Origin of the sequence: Acinetobacter sp. YH12099, from assembly GCF_013419195.1 — a bacterium.
GTDB classification, from domain to species: Bacteria; Pseudomonadota; Gammaproteobacteria; order Pseudomonadales; family Moraxellaceae; genus Acinetobacter; species Acinetobacter towneri.
On sequence record NZ_VPAP01000006.1, the window covers coordinates 118,386 to 140,486 of the forward strand.

The window sequence follows — 22,101 nt, forward strand, 5'->3', positions numbered from 1 at the left end:
CATAGATAGGAGCAAAATATGACTTTAAAAAGCATTCGTTATAGTACAGCTGAACTGGCATGCCCACGCTGAACGATGCCGAGTCAATTTTAATTTTAACTTCAATCAGCAATCACAATAATTTGATTTAAAAGAGAACGATAATGCTATCGCCCCAATATATTTGGGGCTTTTTTATTCCTGAGTTTGATGCACCGCATTGGCAACTTCTACAGGTTCAATCTGAATTAGCTTTTTACCAAAACTACGCAACCACCAAACCAATTGTGAGGTAAACGGCACAGTGGCAGTCACCAACACATTACCATTTTCCAGTGTTTCCATAGTTTGATCTTTGCTTAATTGGCTTTCATCGAAGTAAATGGCATCAGCTTTTTGCATGGTGAGTTTGAGCTGAATATTTTCAGTAGCTTTACTGAAATCGACTCTAAAACCTAATTCGCCAGATTCAATATAGGCATCAATATCAAAATTAACAGGATGCAAGGCGCGTGAATCTAAAACTTTGGCTGCTTTAAAACGATGCAGGGCAAAGGTTTGAATGTCGGTTTTGTCAAATCGAGTACAGATTAAATAAATCACCGCACCTTTTTGCACCAAAGCCAAAGGATTCAGCACATAAGTTTTTTCTTCGCCTGAATTGCTGCGTGATTGATAAATACATTCTAGTTGTTTGTCTTGGAGCAAGCCTTCATATATCGCCTGTTGTGCATTGCGGTCTACGACTGGTGGAATTAAAGGTTGTGTTGCAGGCACAATTCGCACACGATTAATCCATTGGCGGACATTGTTTTGGGTCGATAGACTGCGTCGTGCCAAATCAAACCATGGGTTCATTTCTTCAATCAAACTTGGCGGCAGCAGATGTTTTAAATGTTCCTCGACCATCATAAACGTTACCGCTTGAGAGCTGGTCATGTGCGGTAAACTTTGAATCGGTGCATCTGAACGCCAGCGCCAACCTTGTGGTACGGTACCATTACTTTCAATTGGAAAGCGCTGAGAAATTTGATTTAAGTCACGTTGAATCGTACGCAAACTAATGTCGATACCTTCACGTTGCAGGACATCGTGTAATTCACGTGTGCCCATCCATTTACCTGTAGAAAGGCGCGATAAAATTTGCCATTGGCGATATAAACTATTCGATGTTTCTTTTTCTTGTATAGACATATTCAATATTTACTAGGTCAATTCATACGGATGAAAACTTGTTCTTCCACACAATAAGAAAACTCGGAATGATTAGCAAGTTTTTTACTGAAAAAGGGCAAAATATAACCGCAGATTTTGCAGTAAATATCACAAAATTTGGACGGGCAAAGTTAATCAAATAATAGAAGTGAATCAGAAACTATGACCTCAAGCCATACTTGGATCAATTAGAAAAGCAAGATTGAATAGTTGTGTTTAAGTGAAAACCCGTCATTGTTTTGTATGGTAGATACAGGTTTATGTAAATAAAAGCGGTCTGAGTGGATGAGTGCTGTAGGTTAATTGGGCAAGGCGATTGAGGTGCTTTATCGCGATGAATTATCAACAGACCTTAGAGTTAGGAGGATGAAACAACCGTGAATTTATCTAGCAGCGATGCGCGAGAAATTTTTTGGTTAGCCCGTTATTTAACCCGTATTCAATATGTATGTCAGCAATTTCCATTTAAACAAAATGATGCTGCTTTGACTTATGCACATGCCTTTTGTTTGCCTGCATTTGATGCAGCTTCTTTAAATGAATTGATTTTAAACGAAGAACAGCCTGCTTCATTTGCGATGCAGTTTGAGCAAACACGGACAAAAATTCAAAACTTGGCACAGGTGTTTTCTAAAGCTACTTATGTTGAATTACAGCAATGTATTCAAAATGCGTGCGATAACGCGAGTTATATTTGTGATGTGGTACAAGACTGCGAAGCACTATTAGATGCAGAACCACAGCAGATATATTTATTTTTCCAATTGGGGCAAAAAATTGAACAATTAGACCGACAAATTCGGTTAAAACAATCGACTGAAAAGACTTTGTCGCAATTGGAAATGATTGTGCAATGCCTAAAAGATTTAGGTTGGACGTCGTTTGTAGACGCATGGCAACAGCTGAAACAGCAACCCGATACCATGCATTTTTATCACTTTAGTGATCATATTCAGCACTTACTTTCGGTGGATTAAGCAGAACTTGTCATGTCAAATTAATCGACAACAATATTATTTTAAGCTCTGTGTAGTTAAAAAAATAGTGGAAGCCGAAGCTCCCATTATGTCTTAACTTATTACTGGCTTTGAACAGCTATCAAATTCAATAGCTTTGACTCGTGCAGTACTTTCGGCTCGGTTACTTAGTCGCGTTCAACCGCAAGTGCAACACCCATACCACCGCCTACGCAAAGCGTTGCGATGCCTTTTTTCGCATCACGGCGTTGCATTTCGTGTAGTAACGTCACGAGGATACGGCAACCTGAAGCACCAATCGGGTGACCGAGGGCAATTGCGCCACCATTCACGTTTACTTTATCTAGGTCTAAGCCTAATTCTTTGGCAACACCTAGTGCTTGTGCGGCAAAGGCTTCGTTGGCTTCAATTAAATCGACCTGATCTAAGCTCCAGCCTGCTTTATTCAGGGTTTTCTTTACCGCTTCAACAGGGCCAAGACCCATAATTTCAGGCTCAATACCCGACATTGCATAGGCTTTAATACGTGCTAAAGGTTGTAGACCTAAGGCTGCAGCTTTGTCTGCACTCATCATCAACACTGCTGCTGCACCATCGTTAATACCAGAAGCATTGCCTGCGGTTACGCTGCCATCTTTTTTGAACGCAGGGCGTAATTTATTCAGGCTTTCAAGGGTAGTATTGGCTTTGATGTATTCATCTTCAGCAAATACAATTGGGTCGCCTTTACGCTGTGGAATGCTTACAGCCGCAATTTCATCTTTAAATTTACCAGCCGCTTGTGCTGCAGCCGCGCGTTGTTGTGAAGTCAGTGCCAATTGGTCTTGTTCTTCACGGTTTAAACCAAGTTTTTCTACAATATTTTCTGCAGTAATACCCATGTGATATTGGTTATAGGCATCGGTTAAACCATCAGCCACCATGCTGTCGATCAACTGGGCATTCCCCATTTTTTGACAGTTTCGCAACTGCATATAGTGTGCGCTTTGTGACATTGATTCTTGACCACCAGCAACTACAATTTCTGCTTCATCACACTGAATCGCTTGTGCAGCCAAATGTACGGCACGTAATCCCGAACCACACACCACGTTTAGCGTTGATGCAGGCACTTGTACAGGAATACCTGCAGCAATTGCGGCTTGACGTGCAGGGTTTTGTCCTACACCTGTAGTGAGTACGTTACCCATAATCACCTGATCGACTTGTTCAGGCTGTACTTTAGCACTGTCTAAGACTGCACGAATTGCTGTTTGCCCCAATTGTGGTGCAGATAAAGAAGCGAGACTACCTAAAAAGCTACCAATCGCAGTACGTTTTGCAGCAACAATGACAACATCTTTCATTTTATATCCTTAAATTTTATGTTTACGTTTCTGTGGATGCACATGATATATAGCATGTGCATTGCTGTTGTTATATGACTGATTAAAATAAATTTACCAAAACATAGCGACCTGGTGCTGCTTCTATCATTGGATATTGCGCATTACCTAAGGCGCGGGCAGGGACTTGTTTCGCCTGCATACGGTGTGACCCAAGCCTGCCAGCGTAGCCACCAAGATTCAGGATGATACTCTGCACCATCAAGCCATTGCTTGGTATTTTCAAACTTGGCAGTATTGGTATAGCAACCGTATTTATTACGACTTGGCGGATTCACAATGCCTGCCACGTGTCCAGATTCACCAAGTACCAGTGTAGATTCACTACCTAAGTAATCTGCACCACGGAAGCAGGTATCCCAAAGCGCGATATGATCTTCCTGCGTAGCAATAAAGAAGCTTGGAGTTTTGACACGAGAAAGGTTGAGTCCAACACCGTTCACTTTTACTGCATTTGGTGAAATCAATTCATTATTCAAATACAAATTACGCAATAAGAAATTATGAATTTTGGCAGGAATATTGGTGCCGTCGCTGTTCCAATACAAAATATCGAAATCTGAAGGCTCTTTGCCTTTTAAATAGTTCTCGATGTAGTAGTTCCAGTACAGGGTATTTTCACGTAACAAACTGAACGTGACTGCCAACTGGCGACCATCAAAATAACCCAATTGATTATTTAAGGTTTCTAAACCACTAATCACAGGTTCATTAATAAATACGCCTAAGCTGCCTGGGTTTTCAAAGTCGATAATGGTTGCCATATACGTGGCAGATTTCACATGACTTTTCAGGCGTTTTGCCAGGTAATAAGCCTGCGTTGCAGCAAGTAAAGTACCACCAATACAATAGCCGATACAGTTGGCTTCTTTTTCGCCTGTAATTTCTTCAATAACACGCAAAGCTTCAACTGCACCTGCGGTAATCAGATCTGCGAAAGTGAGTTCTTTTTGTTCAGCATTTGGGTTACGCCAAGACATTAAAAAGACCGTATGACCTTGCTGACGTAACCAGTTCACCAACGAGTTTTGTTCGCGTAAATCCAGCACATAATATTTATTAATAAATGGCGGCACGATTAGAATCGGAGTTTGATATACATTTTCTGTGGTTGCTTCATATTGCAACAACTGGAAAATTTCATTTTCAAATACCACTGCACCTGGCGTGTAGGCTAAATCTTTACCCAAGCTAAAAGAGTCACTATTGACCATGCGAATAGATAAATATTTTCCGCTATTGACCACATCATCATGGAAAATTTGCATGCCACGGACAAGGTTTTCACCTTGTTCGGTAATGGTTTGCTGAATCACTTCAGGGTTAGTCCAAAGAAAATTGCTTGGTGATAAAGCATTAATCATTTGGCGGGTAAAAAAGTGAAGGCGGTAACGCACTTTGTCTGGAATGCCTTCTACGACATCCACCATATTTTGTACCAGTTGGCTAAACAACAAATATGACTGCGATAACAGGTCAAAATTGGGTTGTTCTTGCCATAATGGGCTGTTAAAACGACGATCACCACTTTCAGGTTGAATGAATGGTTCGATGTCTTTTGCCACACTGCGCATCATCACATTTTGGTAGATTTGCATTTGACCTTGCCACCAGCTCCATTGCATTTCCATCAAGCGTGCTGGATTTTTAGACAAAGCTTCAAAGAACATCGACATATCTTCTTTGTTGAGCTGTGTTAAGGCGTCATTAATAGGGCTTTGCCCATAATAAAATTCTTGTAGTTTTTTCCAGATATCATCGTGGCTAGAGAAAAATTGTAATATATTTTCTTTGAATTGAAATGAGTTCTGTTTCATTTCATCGCTCCATGGCACATGGCTTTTAGCAATCAAATTGAGTGCAAGGCTGAAACTAAAACGGGGAAATTTTCACACTTCCCCGTAACATTCGTCCTGATAACGCATGGTTTTCAGAGCAGTGTTTATTTGTTATTTGGCATTGAATCGCTGACTAACTTTTCAAATTCAGCTTTGAATTCTGAAGTCAGTGTTGCTAATTTTTTGCCATCTTCAATCATTTGCTGACTGAGTTTGTTCATAGTTTCTAATTGCTTGGTGGTGCAGTTCACCATGCTTTGCATGTCTTTCACTTCGCTATTGGCAAACATTTGTGCTAAACCAATGTTGGCATAGTTGCGTGCTGCTTCTAATTGTAGGTTGGTTAAGTTAGCAAAATTTTTTGCAACTATACTGTTGAATTTGGTGTACGGTTCAAACACGTTTTTGTATTGAGCATTCATGTTTGAAAATAAGTCGCCGTATAGCATGGGTGTCACTCCAGTAAATAAACTTGTAGATTCAAATGAGGTGTTACACGCTTAGTGCATGTATAAGCCGCCGTTGATTGATAAGGTTTCGCCTGTTACGTATGCAGCATGATCACTCACTAAATACATAACTGCTGCCGCAATTTCGGTAGGGGCGGCAAGACGTTGCAGAGGAATTTGTGCTTCAATGCTTTTAATTACTTCTTCGCGCATGGCTGTGACCATCGGGGTTGCGGTATAACCTGGTGCAACGACGTTCACGCAGATATTTGAACGTGCGCCTTCTTGCGCCAAAGCTTTGCTAAAGCCGATGATGCCTGCCTTAGTTGCAGAGTAGTTGGCTTGACCAAATTGACCTTTTAAACCGTTCACCGAACTAATGTTCACAATCCGACCAGATTTTTGTTCTAACATTTTGTTAAATACAGGCTGAGTCACTGTAAAAAGTGTTTTTAAATTGGTATCAATCACTTCAGACCACTGCGTATAGCTCATTTTTTTGAAAGTCGCATCGCGGGTAATACCTGCATTGTTGACCAACACATCTACACGACCTTCAGCATCAATCGCTTCTTGAATGGCTGCTGTAGCCGCTTCATGCTCATTTAAGTTGGTTAAAACAAAGCGCACATCGCTTTCTGTAAAGCCGTTGCTTTCAAGCCATTGTTTTTCGCGATCTTCTTCTCTTGGTACAACCGTTGCAATAATTTTATAGCCTGCTGTAACCAGTTGATGGCAAATCTCACTGCCAATACCACCTAATGCACCCGTCACTAAAGCTACTTTTTGTTCAGACATATTCTTTTCCTAAGCAGAATAAGGTTATAAAAATTAAGGAGTTTTTCCTCTTTATTCTTGTTTAGAAATTAAGCGTTTTATATTTCAAAGAGGCTGCAGTTTGATGATGCTTTGAAGTCAAAAGTAAACAAATATTGGTAATAGATTATTTTCTTATCATGTGGATGCTTTTATAAATGGCTTAAATAGTCGTGAAGTCATTGATTCATCGTAGCGCGCAGCACAAACTTCTGAGAACTAGTGAAATGTGATTAATCCATGAATTTGAAGCGATGTGGCAGTTTAAAGACAGTGCGCGAGCATATTGTTTTTTCTTGAGATTTTGAGTGTGATTTTCAGCTAAATATTTGGATGACTGTAAAGCGCTAAATGCAAATGTGGGTGACCACAAATTTTTATCAATATGAATGGAAATACAGTGAATTTAAGAAAATAAAAAGCGAAAAGAAAAATATAAGAAAGAAAAAGAGAATGGCTTAGACGATTGCATGCAGCAAAACTGCTACATGCAACAGATCGAAAAAAGAAAGTTAAATGCTGGTTGCCTTGCGCTGTGGGCGAGGGCTTAAACGACACAACAACTCATAGCCAATCGTACCATTGGCTGTGGCAACATCATCCACCAAACGGTGTTTGCCCCATAGTTCAACTTGTGTGCCTAATTCAACGTCTAAACCTGTGACATCAATGGCAATCATATCCATAGACACACGACCAAGTACAGGCGTTAATTTTGTACCAATCGCAACAAAATTTGGCTGCACAAATGTACGTGGATAACCATCGCCATAGCCAATTGAAACAATCGCAATTTGCATGGCTTGTTCTGCAGTAAAGGTTGAACCGTAGCCGACGTGTTCGCCTGCATCAATTTCATTTAGTGCGATCACTTCTGCGCTTAAAGTCATCACAGGCTTTAAGTCGAGTGTATGCACATTATGTGCGGCAAAAGGCGTTGCACCGTAAAGCATAATGCCTGGGCGTACATAATCAAAATGCAATTCGGGATAACGATAGATTGCAGCAGAGTTACAGCAAGAAGCAAGAATAGGGCTGCAATTGTCTTTGACATGCAAAAATTGCGCGACTTGTTGATCATTTAAAGCATGATCACCATCGGCATTGGCAAAATGCATGGTCAACACACAGGTAAAACCTTCGGCTTTGAGCATGTGAATCACATCAATAATTTCAGGAATTTTAAAACCTAAACGATTCATGCCACTGTTGAGTTTGACCCAGACTTTTAAGCCTTGTGTGATGTAATCAGCTTTATGTTGTAGCAGCCAGTCGAGCTGTGCTTGATGATGCACCACACATTCTAATTTGTGTGCTAACACACTTTGCATTTCATCGGCAGAAAAAACACCTTCAATCAGGGTGATGGGCTGCGTATATCCCAATTCACGAATTTCTAAGGCTTCTTCAACGCAAGCGACACCAAAGGCATCGCTGTCTTTTAAGGCTGCTAAGCAGTCTTTTACACCATGTCCGTAAGCATTGGCCTTGACCATGCTAACAATTTTCGCTGTTGGGGCAAGTTGTTTGACACGGTTTAAATTATATTGCAGTGCCTGACTGTCAATATAAACTGTTGCTTGGCGCACCCTAAATACTCCTTGGGAATGACAATTGGTAATTTGTGTTAGATACACTGTGGAGTGATAAATAAATACTAAAAATAGTTCTATTTAAAAATATTCACTATTGTAGACCTATCAACCTCAAATAGACATGAACATTTAAGTTTTTGATCATAAATTAATTTAAGATCGAAAAATCTATTAGGTTATTGATTGCAAATAATTTGTAAAAGTTTCAGACTTTATTTTTCATATAAAACTATACGTTCTAAAAGCTATTATGGTGTTAGATGCTCTCACTCAGGAAATTCTAAACTGTACGAGTTATGGCAAGATTCAGATGATTGTGGAGAGTGGGTTCGTAATTTAAATGAACTCAAAGAGAGATTAAACAATGCATTTTAAACTTGGATATGTTGAATAAATAATGAAAATATTTTGTTATCTGGGATGGAGTACTTTATTTTTTTGTCAGTCAGTTATGGCTTGTATGCCACATTCACCCAATGACGTTTTTATTGCCCGTTACCAAGGTTCACTGGCAGTACAGGAGAGTTCAGACTTCATCTTTCAACTTAGTTCAGGTCAATTTATTTTTCGCTCAATACTAGATGAGGTTAAATATAAAAAGCCTACTCAATGGTACAGTGGATTTTCAGGTAAAAGTACAGCTAAAAACCAATTAATTATTGGTTTAGCTTATGCACCAGATGGTGCTAAACCCCAGCAATATCAAGTAGTTTCATTTGCAACATTAAACTGTAAGAATGACCAGCTTGTTTTATCTAAACCGATTGTCCCATTTTTAGCTTGGAATAAGCAGACCTCAAATTGTTCTACAGTCGATAGATCAGAGGTTGGGATTTTAGATGGTTTTATAAACTATGATCAGACACATTATTTGGCGCAACTGCAACAAAAGTATCCGACATGCAAGCAATTAAATAAAGCATTTCCATCACTTGAAATGGAAGAAAATAGTCAAGATTATAATTTACTCTCAAGTTGGAAACTATGGTGGGCAAAGTTAATAAGTCAGATTAAAACATGGTTTTAATAAAAAAGAGCAATGCAAGCATTACTCTTCATCATCATACTGAGCATAATACTCAGGAGATAAGTTACTAAAACGCGTATATTGCCCTTCAAAAGCAAGACGTACCGTACCAATTGGGCCGTTACGCTGTTTACCAATAATAATTTCGGCAGTACCTGCTTCTTTAGATTCTTTATTGTAAACTTCGTCGCGGTAAATAAACATGATTAAGTCCGCATCCTGCTCAATTGCACCAGATTCACGCAAGTCAGACATCACAGGGCGTTTATTAGGTCGGTTCTCTAATGAGCGGTTGAGCTGTGACAAAGCAATCACAGGGCAGTTCATCTCTTTGGCCAAGGCTTTTAAGCTACGTGAAATTTCTGAGATTTCGCCGACACGGTTATCGCCCATGCCTGGGACTTTCATTAACTGCAAATAATCGACCATGATACAGCCAATTTTACCGCCATGTTGTTTGGCAATGCGTCGCGCACGTGCACGTACTTCCGTAGGCGGCAGGGCAGATGAGTCATCAATATACAAATGCTTTTCTTGCAGTTGTAAAATCGTGCCTGTGACTTTTGACCATTCATCGCCACTGAGTTTACCTGAACGTAAATTCCCTTGATGCACTTTGCCGTATGCAGAAATTAAACGCATTGCGATTGAGTCTGCAGGCATTTCCATAGAGTAGACAAGGGCAGGCAAATCATTGTTAAACAAAACACTTTCGACCAAGTTCATGGCAAAGGTGGTTTTACCCATAGATGGACGCGCAGCGACAATAATCAAGTCACCCGCTTGCATGCCCGAAGTTTTATTATCTAACTCCACAAAGCCTGTGGTTAAGCCTGTGATGTTACCTTCCATTTTAGAAAGTTCATCAAGTTTGTCGAATACATCGGCAACCACGCTCGAAATGGCTTTTGGGCCTTGTGCTTTGGCATTGTTATTATGTTGTTCGGCAATTTGGAAAATATTGGTTTCGGCCAAGTCTAAAATTTCACTTACGCTACGACCTTTGGTGTCATAGGCATTTTGTAAAATTTCAGAACTGACTTTAATCATGTTTCTGAGGGTCGAGAATTCTTTAATTTTCGTGGCATAGGTTTCTAGGTTATAAAAACTAGAAGGCGAGTCTGCCATGAGCTGCATTAAGTATTCTTCCCCGCCTGCAGCTTCAAGTAAATTTTGTTTAATCAGCCAGTCATTCACCAATACGGCATCATAAGGTGAGTTTTCTTTAGACAAAGAATCAATGGCGCGGAAAATATATTTGTGGCGTGTCGCGTAAAAATCAGATTCTTGTAGCACATCACCCACTTGTTCAAAAGATTCGGCCACAGTCATTAACGCAGCCAAAACAGCTTGTTCGATGGCTAAGTTATGCGGTGGGGTACGAAACTCTTTAAGCGGGCTGTTCTCATTTGGTTTTAGATCAGACTTTGCAGTATGTTGCTTTGCGCTAGCAGTCGCCTGTGACATATAAATCCCTGATTTTTAAAACAGTAAATGCTGAATAATGCACGGGGATAGAATTTGAAACTCATATTCTTTCCACTTCCCGATGATACGCCCTCTAGAAAAAAAAGCGAGTAGATTTTGGTGAAGGATAAGTCAAAGCGTATAGATCGATTTAGGAAAATTGTACTAACTGTATATTCTAAAGACAAAAAAAGAGCATGCGATTAGGCATGCTCTTTTCTTTTGCAGAAAATTACTCAGATACGATAGTAACGAGAACTTCAGCAACAACATCATGGTGCAATTGGATTGCGATGTTGAATTCACCAGTGTGACGAAGCGCACCGTTTGGTAAACGAACTTCTGCACGGTCAACTTCAAGACCAGCATTCGTTAACGCGTCAGCGATGTCACGAGTACCGATAGAACCGAAAAGTTTACCTTCATCACCAGCTTTAGCAGTGATTACGATGTTAACTTCGTTCAATTGGTCAGCACGTGCTTGAGCAGCAGCTAAAATTTCAGCTTCTTGCTTCTCAAGTTCAGCACGACGAGCTTCAAATGCTGCAGTGTTTGCTTCAGTTGCAGCAACTGCTTTACCTTGAGGGATCAAGTAGTTACGGCCGTAACCAGCTTTAACTGAAACTTTATCGCCTAATTTACCAAGGTTCTTAATGCGTTGTAATAAGATAATATCCACAGCTCAACCTCACTTATGATTGTCAGTGTAAGGGATCAACGCTAAGTAGCGAGCTTGTTTAATAGCAAGCGCTAATTGACGTTGGTAACGAGCTTTAGTACCTGTAATACGGCTAGGAACAATCTTGCCATTTTCAGTGATGTACTGTTTTAGTGTATCGATATCTTTGTAGTCGATGTACGTAACGTTCTCAGCTGTAAAGCGGCAGAACTTGCGACGACGGTAAAAACGTGCCATTGATGTTCTCCTTAAGCTTCAGCAGAGTCTTGGTTAGCGTGTTGTGCTTCTTCACGTTGAGCTTTACGCGCACGTTTTTCTTCAGCACTCTTAGCCAATAATGACTCTTCAGTGATAGCGTTTTCACGACGGATGATCAAGCTACGAAGGATCGCGTCGTTATAACGGAACAATTCTTCTAACTCGTCAAGCGTAGTTTGACCACATTCAACGTTCATAAGAATGTAGTGCGCTTTGTGAATTTTGTTAATTGGGTAAGCCAATTGACGACGGCCCCAATCTTCTAAACGGTGAATTTGACCTTCAGCTTCTTTGATGTGAGTTAGGTAACGTTCTACCATACCCACAACTTGATCGCTTTGGTCTGGGTGTACCAAAAGTACGATTTCGTAGTGACGCATTGTCAGCTCCTTACGGTTTATGCAGCCCCTGACTAAATTGAGCCAGAAGCAAGGAGTCACAACCGAAGTTGTGTCGCAAAATTGCGAAGCGTGAATTTTAGAGCTTTTACCAAGTAAATACAAGGCTTGGTCTAAGAAAAGATCGGCTTGGGTAAAAAGGGAATGTAATATTTTGCATCTATGCTTGGAATTTAAATTTTATACTTTGTATTTGTATGTCACTAACTTTTAGAGTGTTTAATTCGAAAATTATTAAGGACGAATAAATCAAAGACAGATAAATTGTTATTATTTAAATATTGAAGTGTGGAGAGGGTAGGCACTCCATTAAAAGATAGAGTTAAACTCTATCTTTTAAAAAAGTATGATTTGCGTGCTTGGTGCAGTTGCTGTAAAGCTAAAACATAAACTCACAACAGTAATTAAAATAACCGAAAATAGGAAAAAGCGTTTTGCCCATAATTGATCATTTTCAGCTTTGAAGCCAATGACGCCAATATAGAACCAATAAATACAAAGTGCATTCAAAATAACCAGATACAGCCAGTTTGCATAACCAAATACAAACAGTCCATTCATGGCAACGGTAAATAACACCACATAAATCAGTGATTCAATTTTCGTTCGTAAAATTGAACGAGCAACTGGCAAAATTGGAATCCCCGCATTTTTGTAATCATCAAAACGGTAAATTGCAATCGCCCAAGAGTGGGGCATTTGCCAAAGTGCATAACCTAAAAAGATAAGTAGTGCAGCTAAGTCAAATTGATTTGCAACAGCGGTATAACCAATGACAGGTGGGCTTGCGCCTGAAATACTGCCAATAATGGTTTGATGAATTGTTGTGCGTTTGGTCCATAGACTGTAAAAGCCGACATAAACCACGAAACCAATCAGTGCAAAAAGAAAAGCGTATGCGTTAACTCCAAACCATAAAATGCTAAAACCAATTATGCCCAATACCACTGAATAAATCAGCGCAATAGGAACAGAAACAGTTTTTTTCACTAAAGCACGGTTTTGTGTGCGTTGCATTTTTTGGTCGATGTCTTGGTCAATAATATTGTTGACCACACATCCTGAGGCGACAACAAGCGTTGTACCAAGCAGAGTAAGCAGTAGGAGAAGGAAATCTACAGAACCTTGGGCAGCTACAAAGTAGCCACCCAAAGTGGTAATAAAATTACCAAAGAGAATTCCTGGCTTTGTCAGGAATAAATACTTTTTCAGCATGACAACCAGTTTAGATCATCATGTTGTAGTGTAGGTAGTTCATGATCCATACAGAACCAACCAAAAGGATGGCAATGGTCAGAATGGTATACACGAATGCAATCACGTTCCAACGTTGCTCTGAAGAAGAATTCATATGCAAGAAATAAATTAATTGAATAAGAATCTGAGCAACTGCTGTAATCGAAATAACAGTAATCAAAATACCACGGCCAAAACCACCTGCCATAACCATACCAAAAGGAATAATGGTAAGGATAACAGAAAGGATAAAGCCAATCGTATATTGCTTAGTGTTACCGTGTGATGCACCAGCAGAGTTGTGATCGTGACTCATTAGAGAACTCCCATCAAGTAAACTACGCTGAATACACAGATCCAAACGATGTCAAGGAAGTGCCAGAACAAGCTTAGGCAAGCTAAACGACGCATGTTCGGAATAGTCAAACCATATTTCTTGATTTGAACCATTAACACGATCATCCAAACTAAACCTGAAGTTACGTGAATACCGTGCGTACCAACCAAAGTAAAGAACGCAGATAAGAACGCACTCGCACTTGGACCATGTCCAGCGTGAACTAAATGGTTGAACTCATAAAGTTCCATACCAATAAAGATCGCACCGAAAACCCAAGTCACGCCTAACCAAGTTAGAACTTTAGCAACATCTTTCTTGTAAGCAGCTAAAACGGCAAAACCGAAAGTTACAGAAGAAATCAACAGGGCAAAAGTTTCTGTTAAAACGAAGCCTAATGACTCGCCAAACAAATCTTTAGCTGTTGGAGTGCCTACTGGAACGTGGCTACTTAATACAGCGAACGCGATGAAGAGTGTACCGAAAATTACAAGGTCACTCATCAAGTAGGTCCAGAAACCAAAGACGGTGATGTCCGTATCATCGTGGTGATGATCATCATGTCCGTGGTTGTCGTGATGAAGTACTTCAGCCATGTCTTAGTCCTTCTTCAAGTGTTTTTCAAGGATCGCATAGCGTTCGTTTTCAATACGCTCAACTTCAGCAGCAGGAACATAGTAGTCCACTTTCTTCGTGAAAGAACTCACGATGAAGCTGATGATTGCCGCAATGAACGTAACGATTGCTAGCCACCAAATATGCCAGATTAATGCGAAGCCCATAGTTGTAATAAACATTGCAATTATGAAGCCAGCTGCACGGTTAGTTGGCATATGGACATCTTCATACTTCGTTGGACGAGCGTATGCAACACCATTTTCTTTGTCAGTCCAGAAAGTATCAATACCATTGATCTTTGGAAGGTGAGCAAAGTTATAGAACGGTGCTGGAGAAGAAGTAGCCCACTCAAGCGTACGGCCATCCCATGGATCTCCAGTAAGGTCTAAGCGTTGGTTGCGTTGTAGGAAGCCAACCACAATCTGCATAACGAAGCAGAATAGACCAATAGCAATTAACACAGAACCGAAGAACGCAATTGCCAAGTATGGATCCCATTCTGGGTTGTCATATGTATTCAAACGACGAGTCATACCCATGAAACCAAGGATATAAAGTGGCATGAATGCAAAGTAGAAACCGAAGAACCAGAACCAGAATGCTGCTTTACCCCAAGTTTCATTGAGTCTCCAACCAAACATTTTTGGCCAGTAGTAAATGATACCTGCGAACATCGCGAATACTACACCACCAATAATTACGTTATGGAAGTGAGCAATTAGGAATAAAGAGTTGTGTACAAGGAAGTCCGCTGGTGGAACTGCCATTAATACACCTGTTAAACCACCGATACCAAAAGTCACAAGGAAGCCAAGTGTCCAAAGCATTGGGGTAGTGTAGGTAATACGACCCTTGTACATGGTGAATAACCAAGAGAAGATTTTCACACCAGTAGGAATCGCAATAATCATGGTCATGATACCGAAGAACGCGTTAACGTTGGCACCTGCACCCATGGTAAAGAAGTGGTGAACCCATACAACAAGTGATAACACACCAATTGCAACAGTTGCGTACACCATTGATTTGTAACCGAACAATGTTTTGCGAGCAAAAGTCGCAGTTACTTCTGAGTAAATACCAAATGCTGGTAATACTAAGATATAAACTTCTGGGTGACCCCATGTCCAAATCAAGTTTACATACAACATTGGGCTACCACCCATGTCGTTCGTAAAGAAGTGGAAACCGAAGTAACGGTCAAGCGTTAACATTGCAATTGTCGCAGTTAAAACTGGGAATGTTGCAATGATAAGTACCGCAGTAACTAATGTTGTCCAAGTGAAAACAGGCATGTCCATAAGTTTCATGCCAGGCGCACGCATTTTGATGATGGTAACGAAGAAGTTAACACCAGTAAGAAGCGTACCTAGACCAGAAACCTGAAGTGCCCAAATATAGTAGTCAACACCAACACCTGGAGAATATTCGATACCAGATAGAGGAGGATAAGCCATCCAACCTGTAGCAGCGAATTCACCTAATGCAAGTGAAACCATCATTAAACCTGCAGCACCAGCGAATAACCAGAAGCTTAAAGAGTTTAATAACGGGAAGGCTACGTCACGAGCACCAATCTGTAATGGTACAGAGATGTTCATTAAGCCAACAACAAGACCCATTGCCACGAAGAAGATCATGATCACACCGTGTGCGGTGAAAATCTGGTCATAGTGTTCTGGGTGTAAATAGCCTTCACCACCACCTTTCGCAAGGAACTGTTGAAGACGCATCATGATCGCATCTGCGAAGCCACGAAGTAACATGACTACAGATACAAAGATATACATGATACCAATTTTTTTATGGTCTACAGATGTGAACCATTCGTTCCACAAGTAGCCCCATTTTTTGAAGTAGGTAATACCAGCAATCGCTGCAAGACCACCTAAGATCATCGCTGCAACAGTTACCAATACGATTGGATCGTAAGGAATTGCATCTGGACCTAACTTACCTAATAAGCTCATGTCTTATTCCCCTTGAGAAGCAGTCGCATGTTCAACTGCTACATGAGTTTCAGAAGCAGGCGCTTCACCAGCCACTACAGGAGCTGAATGGTCAGCACCATGGTAGTTACTCATATAGTTATTGATCACTGATTCAAACAAGCCTTGCTCAACAGAAGAGTAATAAGTCACAGGATGTGGCTGAGTCTTATATGGACCTTCTTTTAAAGCCGTTGCAGCAAGTTTTTTCTCTAATTCAGTTTTGGCGTTACGAACCATTGCATCAATTTGTTTCTGTGAACGGTTACCGTCACGTAAAGAAGCAAATTCAGCTTGATCTAAAACTGTTTTTTGAACAGCTTGAGGATTGATAGTCGTACCTTGACCTGCTTTAACAGCTGTTACCCATTGCTCAAAATCAGCTTGAGTTACAGAGTGAGCTTTAAAGCGCATTTGCGAGAAACCATAACCTGAGTAGTTAGATGAGAAACCACGGAATTCGCCCGTGTTGTCTGCTAAAACGTTCAAGTGAGTTTGCATACCCGCCATTGCATAAATCTGACCAGATAATGCAGGGATAAAGAACGAGTTCATTGTGAAGTTAGATGTTAAACGTAAGCTTACAGGCGTTTGCTCTGGGAAGCGTAATTCGTTAACAGTAGCAATGTTCTGTTCTGGGTAGATGAAGATCCATTTAAATTGTTCAGCAATAACTTGAACAGTTAAAGGAGCTTTTTCGGATTCTAGCGGACGGTAAGGGTCGTACTTGTGGGAACCCCACCAAGTTAACCAAGCTAAAATACAAATAATAATAACAGGTATACCCCATACTACAATTTCAATTGCAGTAGAGTGTGACCATGTTGGTTGATAGTCTGCGTCTTTATTCGATGCGCGATATTTCCAACCGAACCACAATGCCATAATTGCAGATGGAATAACCACCAATAGCATTAGGTAAATCGCAGTCATCATCAGGTTACTTTGACCTGCTGCAACTGGACCTTTTGAGTTCAGAAGTACTAAATCACCGCCACACCCAGTTAAGAGTGCAGCCATCGTAGATAAAGACAATACAGCTAAAATCGTTTGTCTCATTTTACAACCTCGGTGAAGAGTCCCATTCCCTAATTTAATATGGGATAGCGATTAAAGTGTCGCATGATTAAAAAGACATCAAAAAAGATGAAAAAGTCTTCTTAATCATCGGACACCGCTACGTTGTAGGGCATTATGCCTGATATCGACAAACTAAGCTACACATAAAGCGGCTTTAAGTGGAGGGAATGAAAACCAATTTTTATACTCGGAATTATTTGTGTTAATTTTAATTTATTTATATTTATCAATATTATAAGAAAAAAGGGATGATCAATCATCCCTGAATAAATAAAATCAAATTATTGCTTTACGACTTTGGTTTTGGCGAGTTTATCGTGCAAAGCCTGTCGTTTTGCACCAAATGCAAAGCCATAATCTAAAATTGTGATGAAGGGCATAAACATCATATTCAAAATAATGAAAATGATAGAGCGAATAGTAAACACACGCATTAGGCTGACTTTTTCATCGGTTTCAGCATCGACAATCTTAATTTTAGTCAGACGTTTGCCAATACTTTGTCCAGTTTTAGCCAGCAGGAAGGCTTGTATGCCCAGCATAATCAATAAATAAATTGCCACCGCTTGCCAAGCTTGCATTGGAATGAGCTGAAAGAGTTCAGTTTGCAATTGCATGGCTTGATCAGACGTTGTCGCTACCTGCATTTTTTGTTGTAAACCAGACAATTGTTCAAACTGGTCCGCATTTAAGAAAAAAGAGGGAAGTGCTGCTGCAGGCAACCATAACAACATGTCTATAATTTTGGCTAAAGCACGTTGGTTAATGCTCGCCAATTCATTTTTTGTTGCCTGTGTTCTTGAATTTGATGATGCTGAGCTTGGTCGTGATGTGTTTGTAGCCGTGTAATCTGTATTTTGAAAAGGTGAATGTTCAGGGGCAGGTGGTGTGCTGACGTAGCCTTGTGGTTCATATACAAGTTTACCTTGGGTGAGTTCACCTAAAGCTTTCCATTCGCTCATGCCTTGGTGCCAAGCCAAATCTGTCAGCAACACTTGTTGGCTGGCGAGCATTTGGTTGAGCTGCTCTAAGGTGTATGGCCCAGCTTGTTGATTATTTCGTGCCAAGTAAATTTGCATAAATATAAAATCTCAAAAAATGAATTTGAAAAAAAACCCACGCAGGTGCATGGGTTTTCTTTTAACACGTTTTACTACGCTTGTTGAGCTTTTTCTTCAGAAAGGAAGAACCAAGTGTCTAAAACTGAGTCTGGGTTTAAAGATACAGATTCAATACCTTGTTCCATTAACCAACGTGCAAGGTCAGGGTGATCTGAAGGGCCTTGACCACAGATACCGACATATTTACCTGCTTTACGGCATGCGTGAATTGCCATAGAAAGTAATGCTTTCACTGCAGGGTCACGTTCATCGAACAGGTGAGAAACAATGCCTGAGTCACGGTCTAAACCAAGTGTTAACTGAGTTAAGTCATTTGAGCCGATAGAGAAACCATCGAAGTGCTCAAGGAATTGTTCAGCCAACAATGCGTTGGTTGGTAATTCACACATCATGATCACTTTCAGACCATTTTCACCACGTTTTAAACCATTCAGCGCAAGCAATTCGATCACACGTTTTGCTTCAGCAACGGTACGTACAAATGGAATCATAATTTGTACGTTGGTTAAGCCCATTTCGTCACGTACTTTTTTCAAGGCACGACATTCAAGCTCGAAGCAGTCACGGAAATTGTCAGACACATAACGACTTGCACCACGGAAGCCCAACATTGGGTTTTCTTCTTCTGGCTCATATAACTTACCACCAATTAAGTTTGCGTATTCGTTTGATTTGAAGTCAGACATACGCACAATCACTGGTTTGTCAGCGAATGCAGCAGCAAGGGTAGAAATACCTTCAACCAATTTTTCTACATAGAATTCGATTGGCGATGAATAGCCCGCAGTACGCGCCATAACTGCTGCACGTGTTTCACGTGGTAAGCTGTCAATATTAAGCAATGCTTTAGGATGCACACCAATCATACGGTTGATGATGAATTCTAAACGTGCAAGACCAATCCCTTCGTTTGGAATTTGAGCAAAGTCAAATGCGCGGTCTGGGTTACCAACGTTCATCATGATTTTGAACGGAAGTTTAGGCATAGATTCGATTGAGTTCTTTTGAACTTCAAAATCTAAAGCACCTTCATAAATGAAACCTGTGTCGCCTTCGGCGCAAGAAACTGTAACTTCCTGACCATCAGTCAAAACTTCAGTTGCATTACCACAACCTACAATTGCAGGTACGCCTAATTCACGGGCAATAATTGCAGCGTGACAAGTACGACCACCGCGGTTAGTGACAATTGCAGCAGCACGTTTCATCACTGGTTCCCAGTCTGGATCAGTCATGTCTGAAACAAGAACGTCACCTTCCTGAACTTTGTCCATTTCTTTAATAGACGTTACAACGCGGACTCTACCAGAACCGATACGCTGACCAATTGAACGACCTTCACAAATGACCGTACCTTTTTGTTTCAATAGGTAGCGTTCCATAGTACCGACGTTTTCACGGCTTTTTACAGTTTCAGGACGTGCTTGAACGATGTAGATTTGACCGTCATCACCATCTTTTGCCCATTCAATATCCATAGGCGCTTGATAATGTTCTTCAATAATTAACGCTTGTTTCGCTAATTCTTGTAGTTCGTGATCATTTAAAGAGAACTGTTGGCGATCTTGTTTTTCAACATCGACCACAACTACAGATTTACCAGCCGCGCCTTCTTCACCATAAATCATTTTTTGGTGTTTAGAGCCAAGGTTACGACGTAAAACTGAGTGTTTGCCTGCTTTTAATAAAGGCTTAGAAATATAGAATTCATCTGGGTTAACTGCACCCTGAACCACCATTTCACCCAAACCATAAGAAGCAGTAATGAATACAGCATCACGGAAACCAGATTCTGTATCTAGGGTAAACATTACACCAGCAGCGCCAGTTTCTGAACGTACCATACGTTGTACGCCTGCAGACAAAGCAACGACATCGTGGTCAAAGTTTTGGTGTACACGGTAAGAAATCGCGCGGTCGTTGTACAAAGATGCAAAAACTTCTTTAATGGCAATTAATACGTTGTCAATGCCACGGATGTTTAGGAATGTTTCTTGCTGACCTGCGAAAGATGCGTCTGGTAGATCTTCTGCAGTTGCAGATGAACGAACGGCAACCGCGATGTTTGGGTTGCCGTTAGAGAGTGCTTCAAAAGCAACTCGGATTTCTTGTTCTAGTGATGCAGTAAGCGGAGTGTCGACAATCCATTGACGAATTTTTGCACCAGTTTCAGCAAGCGCATTCACGTCATCTACATTGAGTGTTTTTAGCTCTGCTTGAATTTTAGCGTTTAGGCCACTTTGCTCGAGAAATTCACGATAAGCAGCAGCTGTTGTTGCAAAGCCACCTGGTACCGATACACCAGCATTAGATAAGTGGCTGATCATTTCGCCCAAAGATGAGTTTTTCCCACCCACGAGCTCAACATCGTGTTTCCCTAATTTTTCCAGACCAATTACGCGCGCTTCCAAAGTTGTTACTCCACTTTTGCAGTATTAATCACTATCTTGTCATGAAATTATAATAAATCTACTTAGCAATTTGGTTTTACTAAGCGACAGTCATGTAAGATCGGTTTACTATAAAGATTATATAGCACTAAGACAAATGTTTAAGGAGAATTTTAATGTCAGATGGTAAACAAATTAAGCGGAGTGTTTTTTTTATTTCCGATGGAACTGCAATTACGGCTGAAACCCTTGGACATTCACTCTTAGCGCAATTTCCAAATGTGGACTTTGATATTCATATTCATCCTTATATTACGTCTGAAGAAGCGGCTATGAATGTGGTGGCAGAGATTAATGCCCGAGCACAAATTGATGGTCAATTACCTTTGGTGTTTGATACATTGGTTGACCAATATGTGCGTGACATTATCAACACTGCCAAAGCAATTAATTTAGATGTATTTGAAGGCTTAATTAGTAAGCTTTCTGAAGAGTTAGGAACACCACCAACCACTTTGGTCGGGCAGACGCATGCCGTAACAGATTCTGAATCTTACAAGGCACGTATTGATGCGGTGCATTTTGCCTTAGATAACGATGATGGCGCACGTACACGCCATTACGACAAGGCCGATCTGATTCTGATTGGGGTGTCGCGTTCGGGTAAAACGCCAACTTCCATCTACCTTTCTTTACAGTTCGGGATTCGTGTGGCGAACTATCCATTGACTGAAGAAGACCTCGATGACAACCGTTTGCCAGCCGTATTAAAGCCGCATAAACATAAGTTATTTGGCTTGATGATTGATGCTGAACGCCTTGTGGCAATTCGTACTGAACGTAAAGCCAATAGCCGTTATGCAAGTTTTAATCAATGCCAAATGGAGTTGCGTGCGATTGAGGGTATTTATATTTCAGAAGGCATTAAATATTTAAATGTTTCTGAAATGTCGATTGAAGAAATTTCAACACGTGTTTTACAAATGACAGGTTTAAAACGTCGTATTGGTTAATGAAACTATATGTAACCCCAGTTACGGATAAGCCAAAGATTTAATCACATGAATTTTAGGCTTATTCTTTTGGCAAAGTTGATACGCACATAGTGAAGAAAATACGCTTGCTAAAAAACCAGCAATCGAACGATGTTTACTCGTAACTAAGTGATATTTTTCTTTCAATAATCCTATCAATGTTTCAATTTTTTTACGTTGTCGTAGATGAAATTCATCAGAAAATGGCAATAAG

Annotated in this window: 20 protein-coding genes and 1 pseudogene; 3 read left to right on the forward strand and 18 right to left on the reverse strand. The window is 40.4% G+C overall.

All coding sequences use genetic code 11. From position 1 onward, the window contains the following. Positions 1 to 174: 174 nt before the first annotated feature. Positions 175 to 1,173, reverse strand: coding sequence for a YafY family protein (locus tag FTU39_RS13785; RefSeq protein ID WP_004973137.1), 999 nt, complete (start codon positions 1,171 to 1,173; stop codon positions 175 to 177). 398 nt (positions 1,174 to 1,571) lie between these two features. On the opposite strand from FTU39_RS13785, the gene FTU39_RS05785 reads away from it, so the two are divergent. After that, positions 1,572 to 2,171: a hypothetical protein gene (locus tag FTU39_RS05785; RefSeq protein WP_004973138.1), complete on the forward strand. Its 600-nt coding sequence runs from the start codon at positions 1,572 to 1,574 to the stop codon at positions 2,169 to 2,171. Positions 2,172 to 2,338: 167 nt separating this feature from the next. Here the strand turns inward: FTU39_RS05785 and FTU39_RS05790 are convergent, their stop codons facing one another. From FTU39_RS05790 to alr, 5 genes are all read right to left on the reverse strand, one after another. Further along, positions 2,339 to 3,517, reverse strand: coding sequence for an acetyl-CoA C-acetyltransferase (locus FTU39_RS05790; RefSeq protein ID WP_004973139.1), 1,179 nt, complete (start codon positions 3,515 to 3,517; stop codon positions 2,339 to 2,341). Positions 3,518 to 3,660: 143 nt separating this feature from the next. Further along, complete coding sequence (locus FTU39_RS05795) at positions 3,661 to 5,373, reverse strand: class I poly(R)-hydroxyalkanoic acid synthase (RefSeq protein ID WP_257224397.1); 1,713 nt, start codon at positions 5,371 to 5,373, stop codon at positions 3,661 to 3,663. Positions 5,374 to 5,498: 125 nt separating this feature from the next. Further along, complete coding sequence (locus FTU39_RS05800) at positions 5,499 to 5,843, reverse strand: phasin family protein (RefSeq protein WP_179991079.1); 345 nt, start codon at positions 5,841 to 5,843, stop codon at positions 5,499 to 5,501. 51 nt (positions 5,844 to 5,894) lie between these two features. Further along, positions 5,895 to 6,641: a beta-ketoacyl-ACP reductase gene (locus FTU39_RS05805; RefSeq protein ID WP_180051851.1), complete on the reverse strand. Its 747-nt coding sequence runs from the start codon at positions 6,639 to 6,641 to the stop codon at positions 5,895 to 5,897. Positions 6,642 to 7,171: 530 nt separating this feature from the next. Beyond that, positions 7,172 to 8,248 (reverse strand): alanine racemase, encoded by a 1,077-nt coding sequence (alr, locus tag FTU39_RS05810; protein WP_167846070.1) that lies wholly within the window; start codon positions 8,246 to 8,248, stop codon positions 7,172 to 7,174. A 466-nt stretch (positions 8,249 to 8,714) separates the two neighbouring features. Here alr and FTU39_RS05815 point away from each other — a divergent pair, with 466 nt between their 5' ends. Further along, positions 8,715 to 9,281 carry a hypothetical protein gene (locus FTU39_RS05815; RefSeq protein WP_180051853.1) on the forward strand — a complete coding sequence of 189 codons (567 nt, stop codon included), beginning with the start codon at positions 8,715 to 8,717 and terminating at the stop codon, positions 9,279 to 9,281. Positions 9,282 to 9,302: 21 nt separating this feature from the next. Here the strand turns inward: FTU39_RS05815 and dnaB are convergent, their stop codons facing one another. From dnaB to ppsA, 11 genes are all read right to left on the reverse strand, one after another. After that, entirely contained in the window at positions 9,303 to 10,748 is a 1,446-nt protein-coding gene (gene dnaB, locus FTU39_RS05820) for a replicative DNA helicase (protein ID WP_004973149.1), read from the reverse strand. Between the two features lie 232 nt (positions 10,749 to 10,980). After that, on the reverse strand, positions 10,981 to 11,427 hold the full coding sequence (rplI, locus tag FTU39_RS05825) for a 50S ribosomal protein L9 (protein WP_004973150.1): 447 nt from the start codon (positions 11,425 to 11,427) through the stop codon (positions 10,981 to 10,983). A gap of 9 nt (positions 11,428 to 11,436) precedes the next feature. Continuing rightward, positions 11,437 to 11,664, reverse strand: a complete 228-nt coding sequence (gene rpsR, locus FTU39_RS05830) for a 30S ribosomal protein S18 (RefSeq protein ID WP_004719336.1) — start codon at positions 11,662 to 11,664, stop codon at positions 11,437 to 11,439. Positions 11,665 to 11,675: 11 nt separating this feature from the next. After that, positions 11,676 to 12,065, reverse strand: coding sequence for a 30S ribosomal protein S6 (gene rpsF, locus FTU39_RS05835; RefSeq protein WP_004973153.1), 390 nt, complete (start codon positions 12,063 to 12,065; stop codon positions 11,676 to 11,678). A gap of 354 nt (positions 12,066 to 12,419) precedes the next feature. After that, positions 12,420 to 13,298: a heme o synthase gene (gene cyoE, locus FTU39_RS05840; protein WP_004973155.1), complete on the reverse strand. Its 879-nt coding sequence runs from the start codon at positions 13,296 to 13,298 to the stop codon at positions 12,420 to 12,422. A 10-nt stretch (positions 13,299 to 13,308) separates the two neighbouring features. Beyond that, entirely contained in the window at positions 13,309 to 13,635 is a 327-nt protein-coding gene (locus FTU39_RS05845; protein ID WP_004973158.1) for a cytochrome o ubiquinol oxidase subunit IV, read from the reverse strand. Continuing rightward, positions 13,635 to 14,252 carry a cytochrome o ubiquinol oxidase subunit III gene (gene cyoC / locus FTU39_RS05850; RefSeq protein WP_004973159.1) on the reverse strand — a complete coding sequence of 206 codons (618 nt, stop codon included), beginning with the start codon at positions 14,250 to 14,252 and terminating at the stop codon, positions 13,635 to 13,637. Before cyoC ends, FTU39_RS05845 begins: the two co-directional genes overlap by 1 nt. A 3-nt stretch (positions 14,253 to 14,255) precedes the next feature. Next, on the reverse strand, positions 14,256 to 16,244 hold the full coding sequence (gene cyoB / locus FTU39_RS05855; protein ID WP_096900904.1) for a cytochrome o ubiquinol oxidase subunit I: 1,989 nt from the start codon (positions 16,242 to 16,244) through the stop codon (positions 14,256 to 14,258). A gap of 3 nt (positions 16,245 to 16,247) precedes the next feature. Continuing rightward, positions 16,248 to 17,321 (reverse strand): ubiquinol oxidase subunit II, encoded by a 1,074-nt coding sequence (cyoA, locus tag FTU39_RS05860; RefSeq protein WP_004973169.1) that lies wholly within the window; start codon positions 17,319 to 17,321, stop codon positions 16,248 to 16,250. Between the two features lie 302 nt (positions 17,322 to 17,623). After that, positions 17,624 to 18,421 carry an RDD family protein gene (locus FTU39_RS05865; protein WP_180051852.1) on the reverse strand — a complete coding sequence of 266 codons (798 nt, stop codon included), beginning with the start codon at positions 18,419 to 18,421 and terminating at the stop codon, positions 17,624 to 17,626. A 74-nt stretch (positions 18,422 to 18,495) separates the two neighbouring features. Further along, on the reverse strand, positions 18,496 to 20,874 hold the full coding sequence (ppsA, locus tag FTU39_RS05870; RefSeq protein WP_004973175.1) for a phosphoenolpyruvate synthase: 2,379 nt from the start codon (positions 20,872 to 20,874) through the stop codon (positions 18,496 to 18,498). A 155-nt stretch (positions 20,875 to 21,029) separates the two neighbouring features. On the opposite strand from ppsA, the gene FTU39_RS05875 reads away from it, so the two are divergent. After that, positions 21,030 to 21,866, forward strand: coding sequence for a pyruvate, water dikinase regulatory protein (locus FTU39_RS05875; protein WP_004973178.1), 837 nt, complete (start codon positions 21,030 to 21,032; stop codon positions 21,864 to 21,866). Positions 21,867 to 21,887: 21 nt separating this feature from the next. Here FTU39_RS05875 and FTU39_RS05880 read toward each other — a convergent pair. Next, a pseudogene (locus tag FTU39_RS05880) lies at positions 21,888 to 22,101 on the reverse strand (IS982 family transposase); the annotation flags it as partial.